The sequence below is a fragment of the Nocardiopsis sp. NPDC049922 genome (genome assembly GCF_040660275.1).
In the GTDB taxonomy this organism is placed as follows: Bacteria; Actinomycetota; Actinomycetes; order Streptosporangiales; family Streptosporangiaceae; genus Nocardiopsis.
In genome coordinates, this window is the sequence record NZ_JBFAME010000003.1 from 238,757 (window position 1) to 251,879 (window position 13,123).

A 13,123-nucleotide genomic window follows, 5' to 3' on the forward strand; every position below is an offset into this window, starting at 1 on the left:
GTGAGCGAGCACAGGGCGGCGGAGTTCGAGGAGAGCGACGGACTGGCCACGGTACGGCTGAACAGCCCCGCGCTGACGGTCGCGGTCAAGGAGGAGCTGCTGGCGGCGCTGCGCGCGGCCGCGGACTCCGAGACCGCGCGGGCGGTGCTGCTGCTGGGGTCGGACCGGGCGTTCTGCGTGGGCCAGGACCTGGCCGAGCACGCCCGCGTCCTGAAGGAGACGCCCGAGCGGGCGCTCACCACCGTCCGGGAGCACTACAACCGGATCGTGCTGGCCCTGGAGGACATCCGCGTGCCGGTCGTGGTGGGTGTCGGCGGGGCCTGCGTGGGCGCCGGGATGGGCTTCGCGCTGGCCGGGGACGTGCGGATCAGCGCTCGCCGGGCCAAGTTCGGCACCGCGTTCACCGGGATCGGCCTGGCCTCGGACTCAGGGCTGGCCTACCGGCTGGTGCGCTCGCTGGGCCAGGCGCGGGCGATGGAGCTGATGCTGCTGGGCGAGATGGTCGGCGCCGACCGCGCGCTGGAGCTGGGCCTGGTCACGGAGGTCGTGGACGACGACGCGTGGGAGAAGCGCGCCCGCGAGGTGGCGGCGCGGCTGGCGTCGGGGCCCACGCTCGCGTTCACGGCGGCCAAGCGCGAGGTGCGCGCGGCGGCCGCGGGCACCCGTGAGCTGCCGTCGCTGTTGGAGGAGGAGGCCGAGCTGCAGAACCGGCTGGGCATGACCGCCGATCACGTCGGCGCGGTGAACTCCTTCCTCGACAAGGAGGCGCCGACCTTCACCGGTCGCTGACCTGCCCGATCCGGTCGCCGGGGGACTTGCCCGGGCGGTCGGATCGGTGGATACTAATTACTGACCGAACGTTCGGTTATGAATGGGGAGCGAGCAATGTCCACCGTGACGGCCCAGGCGCCGCCCGAGGGCGCCGACGTCCGCCAGGCGGAGTTCGACGGCAGGATAGCCGCCGACCAGCGCATCGAACCGCGCGACTGGATGCCCGACGGGTACCGCAGGACGCTGGTGCGCCAGGTGTCCCAGCACGCGCACTCGGAGATCATCGGCATGCAGCCCGAGGGCGACTGGATCGCGTCGGCGCCCAGCCTGCGCCGCAAGGCGATCCTGCTGGCCAAGGTGCAGGACGAGGCCGGACACGGCCTGTACCTGTACGCGGCCGCCGAGACGCTCGGAGTGGACCGCGCCGACCTGACGCAGCGGCTCATCGAGGGCCGCCAGAAGTACTCCTCGATCTTCAACTACCCGTCGCTGACCTTCGCCGACGTCGGCGTGATCGGCTGGCTGGTGGACGGCGCGGCGATCTGCAACCAGGTGCCGCTGTGCCGCAGCTCCTTCGGGCCCTACGCCCGCGCCATGGTGCGCATCTGCAAGGAGGAGTCCTTCCACCAGCGCCAGGGCTACGAGCTCCTCATGCGCATGATGGAGGGCACCGAGGCCCAGCGCGCGATGGTGCAGGACGCGGTCGACCGCTGGTGGTGGCCCTCGCTGATGATGTTCGGTCCGCCCGACGCCGACTCGCCCAACACCGCCCAGTCCATGGCCTGGCGGATCAAGCGCGACACCAACGACGACCTGCGCCAGAAGTTCGTCGACATGACCGTCCCCCAGGCCGAGCGGCTCGGCGTGACCCTGCCCGACCCGGAGCTGGTCTGGAACGAGGAGCGCGGCCACCACGACTTCGGCGAACCCGACTGGGTGGAGTTCAAACAGGTCATCTCCGGCAGCGGACCCAAGAACGCCGAACGGATCGAGCGGCGCCGGGCCGCCCACGAGAAGGGCGCGTGGGTCCGCGAGGCCGCCACCGCCTACGCCCGCAAGCACGCCCAGGAGGCCACGGCATGAGCAGCGACACGACCCCCGCGCGCCCGGAGTGGCCGCTCTACGAGGTCTTCGTCCGGGGCAAGCGCGGACTCAACCACGTCCACGTCGGCTCTCTGCACGCACCCGACGACCACATGGCCCTGCACAACGCGCGCAACCTCTACACGCGCCGCAACGAGGGCGTGAGCATCTGGGTCGTGCGCGCCGAGCACATCACCGCCTCCAGCCCCGACGAGAAGGACCCCTTCTTCGACCCCAGCGGCGACAAGGTGTACCGGCACCCGACCTTCTACCCCATCCCCGACGATGTCCCGCACATCTGAGCGGACGACGGGGCGGGCGCCCGCCGAGGCCGAGGACGATGGGACGAGACCGAGGAAAGCATGAGTGGCGACAACATCTACACGGCCCTGAGCGAGGAGCACGGCGGCGACGCCCGCTGGGCCTTCGGGACCGGGTTCACCGACGCCCTCGCGGGCGTGGACACCACCCTGCCCGAGGGGGTGGACGGCGCCGATCTGGCGCTGTACTGCCAGATGCTCGGCGACGACGCGCTCGTCCAGGCGCAGCGGCTCGTCCACTGGGTGACCGACGCCCCCGAACTGGAGGAGGAGGTCGCCCTGGCCAACATCGCGCTGGACCTGCTCGGCCAGGCGCGGCTGCTGCTCGCGCGGGCCGGACAGGCCGACGGCACCGGTCGGGACGAGGACGCCTTCGCCTACCGCCGACCGGTCGGCGAGTTCCGCAACGTGCACCTGGCCGAGGCGCCCCGGGGCGACTTCGCGCGCGCGATCGTCACCCTCCTGGTGCTCTCCAGCGCCCGCCTGGCCGTGTTCACCCGCCTGGCCGACAGCCGCGACCCCGTCCTGGCCGCGATCGCCGCCAAGGCCGTGCACGAACTCGCCTACCACCGCGAGTACGCGGTCTCCTGGGCACTGCGCCTGGGCGACGGAACCCCCTACTCCCACGAACGCGTGGCCCGGGCCGTGGCCGACGTGTGGCCGCTGACCGGCGAGCCGTTCGCCACCCACCCCGTCGAGGCGAGGCTGGCCGACCGGGGAGTGGCCGTGGACCCGGCGACCGTGCGCGCCGAGGTGCACGACGTCCTCACCCAGGTCCTGACGACCGCCACTCTCGACGCGCCGCCCGCCTTCCCCGAGCCCGCCGTGGCCGGACGCGACGGCGTCCACACCCCCGACCTGGCCCCCCTCCTGGACGAGCTCCAGATGGTGGCCCGCGAGCACCCGGAGGCGACATGGTGACCACCACCAGGGAGCACACGCGCGCCCGCGCCCGGTCGGCGGCCGCAGCGGTCACCGACCCCGAACTGCCCATGCTCACCCTCGCCGACCTGGGCATCCTGCGGGACGTGGCGGTGGAGGACGACGGCGCCGTCACGGTGTGGATCACCCCCACCTACACGGGCTGCCCGGCCATCGCCGAGATGCGCGCCGACGTCGACCGGGCCGTGCGCGCGGCCGGATTCGACCGGGTCGAGGTCCGCACGGCGCTGGCCCCGGCCTGGACCACCGACTGGATCACCGACGAGGGCAGGCGCAAGCTCGCCGAGCACGGCATCTCGCCGCCCGGGAGCGCGCCGCGCCGCGCGTCGGGGCCGATCCCGCTGACCCTGTCACCCACCCGGACCGTCCCGCGCTGTCCGCGCTGCGGGACCGCCGACACCGAGGAGCTGTCCCGGTTCGGTGCGACCTCCTGCCGGTCGCTGCACCGCTGCCGTTCCTGCCTCGAACCCTTCGAGCACGTCAAGGAGGTCTGATGACCACGACCGCCACCGAGACCGCGCCGCCGCGCCGGGGCGCCGCGTTCCACCGGCTGCGGGTGGCCGACGTCGAGCGACTGTGCGACGACGCCGTCGCCGTCACCTTCGACGTGCCCGACGAGCTGGCCGAGGAGTACGCCTTCGCCCCCGGGCAGTCGCTGACCCTGCGCCGTGTCGTGGACGGGGTGGAGGAGCGCCGCAGCTACTCCGTCTGCTCGCCCGTGGGCCAGGCTCCCCGGGTGGGCGTGCGCCTGGTGCCCGACGGCCTGTTCTCCTCCTGGCTCGTCAACGAGGTGCGGCCGGGCGAGGAGATCGAGGTGGGCGTCCCCACGGGCCGGTTCTGCCCCGACCTGACCGTCTCCGGGCGGCACGTGATGGTCGCCGCCGGGTCGGGCATCACGCCGATGCTGTCGATGGCGGCGTCCCTGCTGAGCGCGACCGACTCCCACGTGGTGCTGCTGTACGGCAACCGGCGCAGCGACACCGTGATGTTCGCCGACGATCTGGCCGACCTCAAGGACGCGTTCGGCCCGCGCTTCGAGCTCGTGCACGTGCTCTCCCGTGAGCCGCGCGAGGCCGAGCTGTTCACCGGCCGGTTGGACGCCGCCAAGCTGGAGCGGCTGCTGGACACGGTGGTGGTCGCCGACCCCGCCGACCACTGGTGGCTGTGCGGTCCCTACGGGATGGTGACCGACGCCCGGAAGGTCCTGCGCGGGCGCGGCGTGCCCGGGGAGCGGATCCACCAGGAGCTGTTCTTCGTCGAGGGCGACGAGCCGCCGCCCCAGGCGCGCCACGAGGAGCCCGGCGTGGAGGGCCCGGCCAGCGAGGTCACGGTCGTCCTGGACGGGCGCACCACCACGCTGACCCTGCCGCGGGACGTGCCGGTCCTGGACGCGGCCCAGCGCTACCGCCCGGAGCTGCCCTTCGCCTGCAAGGGCGGGGTGTGCGGCACGTGCCGGGTGAAGGTGTGCGACGGAAGCGTGCGGATGCTGCGCAACTACGCCCTGTCCGAGGAGGAGGTCGAGGCCGGGTACGCGCTCTCCTGCCAGGCGCTGCCCGAGACCGACGCCGTGACCGTGGACTTCGACTCATGAGCGGGATCGGGGAGGCCCTGGGGGGCAACGAGACCGCCCGGCGGATGTTCGAGGCCGACCAGGCGTCCAAGAACCTGGGGATGCGGCTGGTGGAGGCCGGGCCGGGCACGGCGACGGTGGAGATGGCCGTGGGGCCGCTGATGGTCAACGGGCACGGCATCGCGCACGGCGGGTTCGTGTTCACGCTGGCCGACACCGCGTTCGCGTGCGCGTGCAACCGGGACGGGCGCGGGGTGACGGTGGCCTCGGGCGCCGACATCACCTTCGTGGCGCCGGTCCACGAGGGCGACGTGCTGGTGGCCACGGCCGTGGAGCGGGTCGCCTACGGGCGCAACGGGGTGGTCGACGTGACCGTCCGCCGGGGCGAGGACGTCATCGCGGAGTTCCGCGGGCGCAGTCGCACGCTCAACGGCGGCTGAGAGGATACGTGCGTGGGGCCGGGCCGGGAGGGCCCGGCCCCACGTGTGTCCCTGGAGCGGGCGGTGAGAGAGGAGAGGGCCCGTCGGTCCGGCGGACCCGGGCCGGCGCCCGGACAGAGGACACGGCCGCGCATCGAAGCACCCGGTTTCGGAACCCGCACGCCGTTCCCGCCGTCTGCCCACGTGGAATGTCACCGCACACCGAGGAGGCCGCGATGCGGCGGATCCAACGGCACCGAATCATCGCCGGAGCGGCCCTGGGAGCGCTGCCCCTGCTCCTGTCCACCGGCTGCTCGTACAACGTCGTCGTCGGCGGCCCCGCCGTCGTCCCCGCCGATGAGCTCGCCCGGGACGCGAGCGAGACTCTGGTCGAGTCCGGCCGGGCCCCCGAGGACTTCACCTGTTCCCGGGACCTCCCCGCGGACGTGGGCGCCGAGATCCGCTGCGAGTTCACCGAAGGCGGCGAGAGCGTCGGCGTGACCATCACGACGACCTCGGTCGACGGCTCCGACGTCCAGTGGGAGCTCCAGATCGACGAGCAGCCCCTGTAGAGCCGGGCGGCATCCCCCGGGCATAGCTGTGGCCCGCGTCCCCCAACGCGGGCCACAGCGTGCGCGGCCAGTGTGCACTGAGTGCGGTCCGGCCGCTGGGAAGGCGGGTGGGCGTCTGAGTACGTGTCGGTAACCCCCATTGCCGACACGGGCACCAGCACCCGCGCATGGATTGTGTGAGCACCTCGTGGAGAGTTGGGTGGACGGGGTCTTCCGGGGTCCTGTGGGGCGCTTCACCTGTGAGAACGCTTCGTACAGGTCCAGTGTTCCCTACGCCCGGCCCGATTTTCGTCCCTGACGGTAAAAACGGGGTGCGGAGTGGTCCACGGCTCCCTAAGCTGCTCGTCCGATCGGTGCGAGGGAGGTGGCGGTGTGCGCGACGTGTTGACGCTGTGGCGTCCGACGGGCCCCGAGGAGTTGGCCCTGGTCAGGGAGTCCGGGTGGCGCCAGTGGCCCGCCCGCCTGCCCGAGCAGCCGATCTTCTACCCCGTCCTGAACGAGGACTACGCGGTGCGCATCGCCCGCGACTGGAACCTGCCCCGCGACGGCGAGGGCCACGTCACGCGCTTCCACCTGGACGCGGCCTTCGCCGCCCGGTACCCGGTGCGTCAGGCCGGCGGCCGGACGATCCTGGAGCTGTGGGTGCCCGCCGAGGAGCTGGACGAGTTCAACGCGCACATCGTGGGGCCGATCGAGCTGGTGCGTTCGTTCCTGCCCGGCTGAGGACGTCGAGGACCTCGTCGAGGGCGTCGGCCAACACGACCGGCTCGCGGTCGGCCGGGGCGCGGTCGGTGTCGTCGTGGGTGTTCCGGTGCTGGTGGGGGACGTGCCGTCGAGGGTCGAGGGTGGTGGCCATGGGGGGTGTCGGGCGCCCGGTCGGGCGGTCGGCGCCCTCCTCCTTCTCCTGTGCTCTCCAGCCGCGCTCGGCCGCGATGACTCCCGGTGACCGTCGCGGTATCCGCCACTGTCAGGGATAGCACGTTTCGGTGACGTTCAGTGGATACGGAGCGTGCCTGTGGATGAACGCTCGCCCGCCGCCGGCCGGCGGGGAATACCGCGGAGGGGGCCGCTGTTCGGCATGATAGTTTCGCTAGAAACTACTTCTTTGGAAGCTAACTTGGGAGCGGGCCATGCAGTTCGGAGTCTTCACGGTCGGCGACGTGACCACCGACCCCACCAACGGGCGCACGCCCACGGAGGCCGAGCGCATCAAGGCCATGGTCACCATCGCGCTCAAGGCCGAGGAGGTCGGCCTCGACGTCTTCGCCACGGGTGAGCACCACAACCCGCCGTTCGTGCCCTCGTCGCCGACCACCCTGCTCGGCTACGTCGCCGCGCGGACGACGAACCTCGTCCTGTCCACGTCCACCACGCTGATCACCACGAACGACCCGGTCAAGATCGCCGAGGACTTCGCCATGCTCCAGCACCTGGCGGACGGGCGCGTGGACCTGATGATGGGCCGCGGCAACACCGGCCCGGTCTACCCGTGGTTCGGCCAGGACATCCGCCAGGGCATCCCGCTGGCGCTGGAGAACTACAACCTCGTGCACCGGCTCTGGCGGGAGGACGTGGTCGACTGGGAGGGCAAGTTCCGCACCCCGCTGCAGGGCTTCACCTCCACGCCGCGCCCGCTGGACGGCGTGCCGCCGTTCGTGTGGCACGGGTCCATCCGCAGCCCGGAGATCGCCGAACAGGCCGCCTACTACGGTGACGGCTTCTTCCACAACAACATCTTCTGGCCCGCCACCCACACCAAGCGGCTCATCTCCCTGTACCGCCGCCGCTTCGAGCACTACGGCCACGGCACCGCCGACCAGGCCATCGTCGGGCTGGGCGGACAGGTGTTCATGCGCAAGAACTCCCAGGACGCGGTCCGCGAGTTCCGTCCCTACTTCGACAACGCGCCGGTCTACGGCGGCGGGCCCTCGCTGGAGGAGTTCACCCGCGAGACCCCGCTGACCGTGGGCAGCCCCCAGGAGGTCATCGACCGCACCCTGGGCTTCCGCGACTCCTTCGGCCACTACCAGCGCCAGCTCTTCCTCATGGACCACGCGGGCCTGCCGCTCAAGACCGTCCTGGAGCAGCTGGACATCCTCGGCGAGGAGGTCGTGCCCGTGCTGCGCCGCGAGTTCGCCTCCGGCCGGCCCGCCCACGTCCCCGACGCGCCCACCCACGCCTCCCTGCTGGCCGCCCGGCAGGAGGCCGACCCGATCCAGGAGGCCGTTCGATGACCGCCCGTTCGATCGTCACCGTCACGGCGGGGCTGAGCGCCCCGTCCTCCACCCGGCTGCTCGCCGACCGGCTGACCGCCGCCACCCGGGAGGCGCTGGCCGAGCGCGGCGTGCGGGCCGAGACCGCCGTCGTGGAGCTGCGCGAGGTGGCCCACGACATCATGAACGCCATGACCACGCGCGTGCCCACCGGTCGACTGCGCGAGGTCCTGGAGCAGGTGGCCTCCGCCGACGGCGTCATCGCGGTCACGCCGGTGTTCAACGCCTCCTACAGCGGGCTGTTCAAGTCCTTCTTCGACGTGGTCGAGCACGAGGCCCTGGACGCGAAGCCCGTGCTGGTCGGCGCCACCGGGGGCAGCCCCCGGCACTCCCTGGTCCTCGACCACGCGCTGCGGCCGATGTTCGCCCACACGCGCTCGATCGTGGCGCCGACCGGGGTGTACGCGGCCTCGGAGGACTGGGGCTCGGGCGAGGGCGGCGGGCGGGAGCTGACCGAGCGGATCGGGCGCGCGGCCCGCCAGTTGGCGGCGCTGGCGATCGACCACGCGCCGGTCGGCCGGGACGGCTTCGAGGATCCCGTCTCCTTCGACGAGCTGATGAGCGGCCTGGGCCGGTGACGGCCGCCCGCACCTGACCGGGGCGGGGCCGCCACGCCCCGCCCCGGTCAGGCCGAACGCTGTTCGGTAGCGTGTGGCCATGGACTCCACGAGCGTCTACACCGCCTGTCAGAACAGGCTTCTCGACCTGGCCGCCGGGCTCACCGCCGACCGGATCGCCGCCCCCGTCCCCGCGCTGCCCGCCTGGAACGTGCTCCAGACCTACGCGCATCTGGCGGGCGTGTGCGTCGACGTCGGTACCAGGGGCCTGGTCCCGCCCTCCGGAGACGAGGCCACCGCCCGACAGGTGGCCGAGCGCGCCGCAGCGGACCTGCCCGCGATCTGCGACGAGTGGCGCGCCGCCACGCCCGCCCTCCTGGAGGTCTTCGCCGCCCAGGCCAGGTCGCGCTTCAAGCTCCCCGCGCTCGACGTGTGGCACCACGAGAACGACCTGCGCGGCGCCCTGGGCATGGAACCCCAGACCGAGGACGCCGGTCAGGTCGCCGGTCTCATCCTGGGCTTCCACACGCGCGACTGGGACGCGTCCCTGCCCGGCGTGCGGGTGCTGGCCGCCGACACCGGCCAGGAGTGGCTGCTGGGCGCCGAACCCGACCTGGAGTTGCGCGCCACCGCCTTCGAGCTCGCGCGGTCGGTGTCGGGCCGCCGCACCCTCGCCCAGATCGCCGCGCTCGACTGGACCGGCGACCCGTCGGCCGTCGCGGGCCGCCTGCCCACCCTGCCGATCCCGGAGGCCGATCTCTCGGTCTGAGCCGGGCCTGACCGCCGCCGCTGCGGTGCGGGCGTCCATCCTCCGGCCCCGGGCGCGGGCCGGGGGGTCAGCGACGGTAGGGGAGGCGGTCGAGCGCGTCGACCTCGCCCAGAGCGGACCACTCGTTGCGTCCCAGGCGTGCCAACGGCCGCAGTCGGGTCACCTCCGGGTGGCCGTCCACCAGGACGTCCTCGGCCACGGCGGCGTGCACCACCCGGCCGAACACCACCGTGGAGTCGCCCAGTCCGACCGTGGAGTGCAGGACGCACTCCAGGGCCACCGGCGACTCCGCCACGCGCGGAGGCCGTACCGCCTTGCTCGCCTCCCGGGTGAGCCCCACGGCGTCGAACTCGCTCACCTCGGGCGGGTAGGGCGTGCCCGTGGCGTTGACCTGCTCCCGGAGCCCCTCCGGGGCGAGGTGGACCACGAACTCCCCGGTCGTCTCGGCGTTGGTCAGCGAGTCCTTGCGGCCCACCGACGTGAACTGCACGATCGGCGGCTCCGTGCACGCCACGGTGAAGAAGGAGTGCGGCGCGAGGTTGTCCACGCCCGACGCCGAGGTGGTCGAGACCCACGCGATCGGGCGTGGCACCACCACGGCGGTCAGCAGCTGGTAGAAGGCCCGTCCGGGCAGGTCCTGGGGTGTCCATTCGGTACGCATCGGAATCCGCAATCTACCGCACACCCTCGCGCGACTCGGGGCGGCCCCGCCGCGCGCGGTGAGTGCGTGCCGGGGCCGCGCGTGGTAGATGTGCTCTCAGGTCAATTACGGACAGTCGCGACAAGAATCCTCAAAGGAGTCAATCATGCGCAGACCGCTCTCCACCGTCGGAGTCCTCGCCACCGCCGCCGTGCTCGCACTGAGCGCCGCCCCGCCCGCCGCCGCGGCCAGGGGCGAGATCGTCTTCGTCAAACTGGACGGAGCCTCCGTGCACCGCGCGAACCCCAGCGGCTGCCTGCGCGTCCCCGCGGAGACGGCGGGCGTGGTCAACTCGACCAACACCCGTATCAAGGTGATGAAGGGCTCGTGCCACTCGGCCGACGGGCGTGTGGTGGAGGCCAACGACGACGACGTCGTCTTCCCCTGGGAGAAGTACGTCGTCGTGATGTGACGTGACGTCCGGCCGCGGACCGGGATCGGGCCGGTGTGGCCGCATCGGTGCGGGGCATACCGGCGGCATGGAACTGGTCACCGCCGACGACGTCCACGCCGCCGCCACCCGGCTGGAGGGCCGCGTCGTGCGCACGCCCCTGACGGTCGGCCCCGCCGGGGGGCCGCCCTTCCTGGTCAAACCCGAGAGCCTGCAACCCACCGGAGCGTTCAAACTGCGCGGCGCCACCAACGCCGTCGCGCTGCTCGACCCCCACCAGCGCGCGGCTGGCGTGGTCACGCACTCGTCGGGCAACCACGGCCTGGCGCTGGCCCACGCGGCGCGGGAGCAGGGGGTGGCGTGCACGGTCGTCGTCCCCGAGGACGCGCCGAAGGTGAAGGTCGACCGCATACGCGCGTGCGGCGCGCGCGTGGTCCTGGTGCCCCCGGAGCGGCGGTTGGCCGTCGCGCGGGAGGTGGCGGCGGGGGAGGGGCGCACCCTCGTCCCGCCGTTCGACGACCCCCGGGTGATCGCGGGTCAGGGCACGGTGGGTCTGGAGATCCTGGAGCAGTCGCCCGAGGTGACCACGATCGTGGTCCCGGTGGGCGGAGGAGGGCTCGCCTCCGGGGTGGCCACCGCCGCGATGACCGTGCGGCCGCGCCCGGTCCGGGTGGTGGGCGTGGAACCCGAACTGGCCGCCGACGCCGCCGAGAGCCTGCGCGTCGGGCGTCGGGTGGCCTGGCCGGCCGAACGCACCGGGCGGACCATGGCCGACGGGGTGCGGGTGTGCCTGTCGGACCTGACCTTCGCCCACCTGTCGGCGCGGCTGGTCGAGGTGGTGACGGTCAGCGAGGACGAGATCGCCCGCGCCGTGGCCGCCCTGGCGCACGGCGCCCGCCTGGTGGCCGAACCGAGCGGCGCCCTGGCCGCCGCCGCGGTCATGGCGGGCCGGGTGGCCACCGAACCGGGACGGCCCGGGGCGACGGTCGCGGTGGTCTCGGGCGGCAACGTGGATCCGGACCTGTTCGCCCGCCTGGTGCGCCCCGAGCGGGGTTCGGCGGCGTCCGTGGAGTGACGTCCGGGGACCCGCGCACGGCGCGGGCGCCCACGCCGTCGTGCGTCCGCACGGTCGTCGGCCGAGGTCAGCGGGTGGCCGGGTGTCCGTTCTGGCCCGCGATCTCGGCGCTCTCGGTGGCGCGGCGGGCCGCCGCGGCGCGGTCCTCGCGACGGCGCAGGGCCATGTCGGCGATGATGGCCAGACCGAGGGCCAGGACGAACGCGGCGCCGATCAGCAGGGTCCACAGGGCGGTGGCGAAGGACGCGGGGTCGGTCATGGGGACTCCGGGGGTCGGGTGCTGACACCAGAAGCGTAATACCCGTTAACTTCCGCGCCCACTGTTAGCGACAGTGAACTGGCTCATACGGATGGGAGGGATCTGTGCCCCGAAAGGCACTGGCGTCACCATGGGTCACGGGTGTACTACCAGGGTGGTGGCCCACGACGGACGCGGGGTCACCACGTCCGACCCACAGGAGACTCCATGCGGCAGAAGTGCACCGTCCTGCGCGACACCGGGACCCCCGTCACCACCGGCCCCTTCGACCTCAGCGGATTCAGGAGCCCCGCCGCCCGCGCCGCCACCCTCGAAACGGCCGGTGAGCCCGTCGTCGAGGTCCTGGAGATGGACAAGAACGACCTCGAGGACGTCGTGCGGGATCCACGGGTGCGTGCGGTCGCCCCCGTCATGCCCACCCTTCTCATCGAACCCGCGCCCCTCGACTCCGACACCTCCGATACCGCCACCACCGTCGACGACACCCGCACCTGGGGTGTGGCCGCCGTGGGCGCCGACACCTCCTCGGCCACCGGCGCGGGGGTGACCGTGGCGGTCCTGGACACGGGCATCGACGCCGACCACCCGGCGTTCACCGGCGTCGACCTGGTGCAGAAGGACTTCACCGGCTCCGGGGACGGCGACCGGCAGGGCCACGGCACCCACGTGGCGGGCACCGTCTTCGGGCGCGACGTCGACGGCACCCGGATCGGCGTGGCCCGCGGGGTCGAACGCGGCCTCGTCGGCAAGGTCCTCGACGACCGGGGCCGGGGCGACTCCGACATGCTGCTCAAGGGCATCCAGTGGGCCGTCGACCAGGGCGCGCACGTGGTGTCCATGTCGCTCGGCTACGACTTCCCCGGCCTGGTCTCCAGCCTCATCGACCAGGGGTGGCCCGCCGACCTGGCCACCTCCTCCGCCCTGGAGTCCTACCGCGCCAACCTGCGGATCTTCGACTCACTGCTCGACCTGCTCCGGGCGCGCGCGGCGTTCGGCTCGGGCACCGTGGTCGTGGCGGCCGCGGGCAACGAGAGCCGCCGCGGCGTGCACCCCGACTACGAGATCGCGGTCTCCCTCCCGGCCGCCGCCGAGGGCGTGGTGTCGGTCGGCGCCCTCGGCGAGGGGGCCTCAGGGCTGACCATCGCCCCGTTCTCCAACACGTTCCCGCAGATCAGCGCGCCGGGTGTGGGCGTGCTCTCGGCCCGCTCGGGCGGCGGGCTGGTCGCGTTCAACGGCACCAGCATGGCGTGCCCGCACGTGGCCGGGGTGGCCGCCCTGTGGTGGGAGCGCGTGCTGGCCGACTCCTCCCCGCACGCGGCCACGACGGTCACCTCGCGCCTGCTCGCCCACGCCGACACCGGCGCGATCGACCCCGCGGTGGCCGCCGCCGACCGCGGGGTGGGCATCGTCCGGGCCCCGTAA

General features: G+C 73.0%; 17 protein-coding genes. 15 read left to right on the forward strand and 2 right to left on the reverse strand.

Annotated elements, in window-relative coordinates:
- From AB0I72_RS07715 to AB0I72_RS07770, 12 genes are all read left to right on the forward strand, one after another.
- Complete coding sequence (locus tag AB0I72_RS07715) at window positions 1–789, forward strand: enoyl-CoA hydratase-related protein (protein ID WP_358564166.1); 789 nt, start codon at window positions 1–3, stop codon at window positions 787–789.
- Window positions 790–885: 96 nt separating this feature from the next.
- Entirely contained in the window at window positions 886–1,854 is a 969-nt protein-coding gene (paaA, locus tag AB0I72_RS07720; protein WP_358564168.1) for a 1,2-phenylacetyl-CoA epoxidase subunit PaaA, read from the forward strand.
- On the forward strand, window positions 1,851–2,156 hold the full coding sequence (gene paaB, locus AB0I72_RS07725) for a 1,2-phenylacetyl-CoA epoxidase subunit PaaB (RefSeq protein WP_358564170.1): 306 nt from the start codon (window positions 1,851–1,853) through the stop codon (window positions 2,154–2,156). The genes paaA and paaB overlap by 4 nt, the downstream gene beginning before the upstream one ends.
- Before the next feature lie 60 nt (window positions 2,157–2,216).
- Window positions 2,217–3,095: a 1,2-phenylacetyl-CoA epoxidase subunit PaaC gene (gene paaC, locus AB0I72_RS07730; RefSeq protein ID WP_358564172.1), complete on the forward strand. Its 879-nt coding sequence runs from the start codon at window positions 2,217–2,219 to the stop codon at window positions 3,093–3,095.
- A complete protein-coding gene (gene paaD / locus AB0I72_RS07735) occupies window positions 3,089–3,610 on the forward strand; it encodes a 1,2-phenylacetyl-CoA epoxidase subunit PaaD (RefSeq protein WP_358564174.1) in 522 nt (173 codons plus the stop codon). Before paaC ends, paaD begins: the two co-directional genes overlap by 7 nt.
- Window positions 3,610–4,707, forward strand: coding sequence for a 1,2-phenylacetyl-CoA epoxidase subunit PaaE (paaE, locus tag AB0I72_RS07740; protein ID WP_358564176.1), 1,098 nt, complete (start codon window positions 3,610–3,612; stop codon window positions 4,705–4,707). The genes paaD and paaE overlap by 1 nt, the downstream gene beginning before the upstream one ends.
- Window positions 4,704–5,126 (forward strand): hydroxyphenylacetyl-CoA thioesterase PaaI, encoded by a 423-nt coding sequence (gene paaI, locus AB0I72_RS07745; protein ID WP_358564178.1) that lies wholly within the window; start codon window positions 4,704–4,706, stop codon window positions 5,124–5,126. The genes paaE and paaI overlap by 4 nt, the downstream gene beginning before the upstream one ends.
- Before the next feature lie 188 nt (window positions 5,127–5,314).
- Window positions 5,315–5,677, forward strand: coding sequence for a DUF4333 domain-containing protein (locus tag AB0I72_RS07750; protein WP_358564180.1), 363 nt, complete (start codon window positions 5,315–5,317; stop codon window positions 5,675–5,677).
- Between the two features lie 372 nt (window positions 5,678–6,049).
- Entirely contained in the window at window positions 6,050–6,400 is a 351-nt protein-coding gene (locus tag AB0I72_RS07755) for an ADP-ribosylation/crystallin J1 (RefSeq protein ID WP_358564182.1), read from the forward strand.
- Between the two features lie 407 nt (window positions 6,401–6,807).
- On the forward strand, window positions 6,808–7,911 hold the full coding sequence (locus AB0I72_RS07760) for an LLM class flavin-dependent oxidoreductase (RefSeq protein WP_358564184.1): 1,104 nt from the start codon (window positions 6,808–6,810) through the stop codon (window positions 7,909–7,911).
- A complete protein-coding gene (locus AB0I72_RS07765) occupies window positions 7,908–8,528 on the forward strand; it encodes an FMN reductase (protein WP_358564186.1) in 621 nt (206 codons plus the stop codon). The genes AB0I72_RS07760 and AB0I72_RS07765 overlap by 4 nt, the downstream gene beginning before the upstream one ends.
- Before the next feature lie 79 nt (window positions 8,529–8,607).
- Window positions 8,608–9,276, forward strand: coding sequence for a maleylpyruvate isomerase N-terminal domain-containing protein (locus tag AB0I72_RS07770; protein WP_358564187.1), 669 nt, complete (start codon window positions 8,608–8,610; stop codon window positions 9,274–9,276).
- A gap of 67 nt (window positions 9,277–9,343) precedes the next feature.
- On the opposite strand, the gene AB0I72_RS07775 is transcribed toward AB0I72_RS07770, so the two are convergent.
- The gene (locus AB0I72_RS07775; RefSeq protein ID WP_358564189.1) at window positions 9,344–9,937 is read right to left on the reverse strand and encodes a flavin reductase family protein; all 594 of its coding nucleotides are present in this window, start codon (window positions 9,935–9,937) and stop codon (window positions 9,344–9,346) included.
- A gap of 145 nt (window positions 9,938–10,082) precedes the next feature.
- Here AB0I72_RS07775 and AB0I72_RS07780 point away from each other — a divergent pair, with 145 nt between their 5' ends.
- A complete protein-coding gene (locus AB0I72_RS07780) occupies window positions 10,083–10,388 on the forward strand; it encodes a hypothetical protein (RefSeq protein WP_358564191.1) in 306 nt (101 codons plus the stop codon).
- 67 nt (window positions 10,389–10,455) lie between these two features.
- Entirely contained in the window at window positions 10,456–11,442 is a 987-nt protein-coding gene (locus AB0I72_RS07785) for a threonine/serine dehydratase (RefSeq protein ID WP_358564193.1), read from the forward strand.
- Between the two features lie 67 nt (window positions 11,443–11,509).
- On the opposite strand, the gene AB0I72_RS07790 is transcribed toward AB0I72_RS07785, so the two are convergent.
- The gene (locus AB0I72_RS07790; protein WP_358564195.1) at window positions 11,510–11,701 is read right to left on the reverse strand and encodes a hypothetical protein; all 192 of its coding nucleotides are present in this window, start codon (window positions 11,699–11,701) and stop codon (window positions 11,510–11,512) included.
- Window positions 11,702–11,908: 207 nt separating this feature from the next.
- Here AB0I72_RS07790 and AB0I72_RS07795 point away from each other — a divergent pair, with 207 nt between their 5' ends.
- Window positions 11,909–13,123: a S8 family serine peptidase gene (locus AB0I72_RS07795; RefSeq protein ID WP_358564197.1), complete on the forward strand. Its 1,215-nt coding sequence runs from the start codon at window positions 11,909–11,911 to the stop codon at window positions 13,121–13,123.

Excerpts from the sequence above, each read along its gene's own strand:
- paaA (WP_358564168.1), top strand. The coding sequence starts at position 886 with ATGTCCACCGTGACGGCCCAGGCGCCGCCCGAGGGCGCCGACGTCCGC.
- paaB (WP_358564170.1), top strand. The coding sequence starts at position 1,851 with ATGAGCAGCGACACGACCCCCGCGCGCCCGGAGTGGCCGCTCTACGAG.
- paaC (WP_358564172.1), top strand. The coding sequence starts at position 2,217 with ATGAGTGGCGACAACATCTACACGGCCCTGAGCGAGGAGCACGGCGGC.
- paaD (WP_358564174.1), top strand. The coding sequence starts at position 3,089 with ATGGTGACCACCACCAGGGAGCACACGCGCGCCCGCGCCCGGTCGGCG.
- paaE (WP_358564176.1), top strand. The coding sequence starts at position 3,610 with ATGACCACGACCGCCACCGAGACCGCGCCGCCGCGCCGGGGCGCCGCG.
- paaI (WP_358564178.1), top strand. The coding sequence starts at position 4,704 with ATGAGCGGGATCGGGGAGGCCCTGGGGGGCAACGAGACCGCCCGGCGG.
- AB0I72_RS07750 (WP_358564180.1), top strand. The coding sequence starts at position 5,315 with ATGTCACCGCACACCGAGGAGGCCGCGATGCGGCGGATCCAACGGCAC.
- AB0I72_RS07760 (WP_358564184.1), top strand. The coding sequence starts at position 6,808 with ATGCAGTTCGGAGTCTTCACGGTCGGCGACGTGACCACCGACCCCACC.
- AB0I72_RS07765 (WP_358564186.1), top strand. The coding sequence starts at position 7,908 with ATGACCGCCCGTTCGATCGTCACCGTCACGGCGGGGCTGAGCGCCCCG.
- AB0I72_RS07770 (WP_358564187.1), top strand. The coding sequence starts at position 8,608 with ATGGACTCCACGAGCGTCTACACCGCCTGTCAGAACAGGCTTCTCGAC.
- AB0I72_RS07775 (WP_358564189.1), bottom strand. The coding sequence starts at position 9,937 with ATGCGTACCGAATGGACACCCCAGGACCTGCCCGGACGGGCCTTCTAC.
- AB0I72_RS07780 (WP_358564191.1), top strand. The coding sequence starts at position 10,083 with ATGCGCAGACCGCTCTCCACCGTCGGAGTCCTCGCCACCGCCGCCGTG.
- AB0I72_RS07785 (WP_358564193.1), top strand. The coding sequence starts at position 10,456 with ATGGAACTGGTCACCGCCGACGACGTCCACGCCGCCGCCACCCGGCTG.
- AB0I72_RS07790 (WP_358564195.1), bottom strand. The coding sequence starts at position 11,701 with ATGACCGACCCCGCGTCCTTCGCCACCGCCCTGTGGACCCTGCTGATC.
- AB0I72_RS07795 (WP_358564197.1), top strand. The coding sequence starts at position 11,909 with ATGCGGCAGAAGTGCACCGTCCTGCGCGACACCGGGACCCCCGTCACC.